Here is a 709-nt window from a genome sequence, read left to right as displayed (position 1 = left end):
TTGCAGTATCACTGCAACAATCTTCACGCTAATGCGTTTACCATCCTATTGACTTGTCAAAGACTTGGCGCTTGGGCCAGTGGAGGATATCGGGCTCGAACCGATGACCCTCGCCTTGCAAAGGCGATGCTCTCCCAACTGAGCTAATCCCCCAGAAGCAGAGGCGTATTGCCTGTTGCCTGCTTGCAGGTTGTGACTCTCGTCACGTCACAAGCTATTCCCAAGCATGATACTACATATGCAGTATCAAGTGGACCTGGCTGGACTTGAACCAGCGACCTCACCCTTATCAGGGGTGCGCTCTAACCACCTGAGCTACAGGTCCTTTTAAAGACACAGGAATCCAGACAGGACGCGTTCAACATCGTTGCGTAGGCAAAGCGATACAAGCTGAGTCATTTCAGAGCCTCACTGCGAGGCACTTTCAACAGGTTCGGGTTGGGAAACGGATGTTCTGCATCCTGAAGCATCTTTAGTGATGCTTTCCTGGCAGAACGGTCTCCGTAAAAGGAGGTGATCCAGCCGCAGGTTCCCCTACGGCTACCTTGTTACGACTTCACCCCAGTCACCATTCACTCCTTCGGCGGCTCCCTCCTTACGGTTGGGTCACCGACTTCTGGAGCAAACGACTCCCATGGTGTGACGGGCGGTGTGTACAAGGCCCGGGAACGTATTCACCGCGGCATGCTGATCCGCGATTACTAGCGAT

2 tRNA genes and 1 rRNA gene are annotated in these 709 nt (G+C 53.5%); all 3 read right to left on the bottom strand.

Going from position 1 to position 709, the window contains the following annotated elements:
- Positions 1–80: 80 nt before the first annotated feature.
- Positions 81–153 (bottom strand) — tRNA-Ala (locus DL240_RS19520).
- Positions 154–251: 98 nt separating this feature from the next.
- A tRNA-Ile gene (locus DL240_RS19515) sits at positions 252–325 on the bottom strand.
- A gap of 181 nt (positions 326–506) precedes the next feature.
- Positions 507–709, bottom strand: a 16S ribosomal RNA gene (locus DL240_RS19510); the annotation flags it as partial.

It is taken from the genome of Lujinxingia litoralis (assembly GCF_003260125.1).
GTDB classification, from domain to species: domain Bacteria; phylum Myxococcota_A; class Bradymonadia; order Bradymonadales; family Bradymonadaceae; genus Lujinxingia; species Lujinxingia litoralis.
This window is presented reverse-complemented; position numbering and strand designations above follow the sequence as displayed.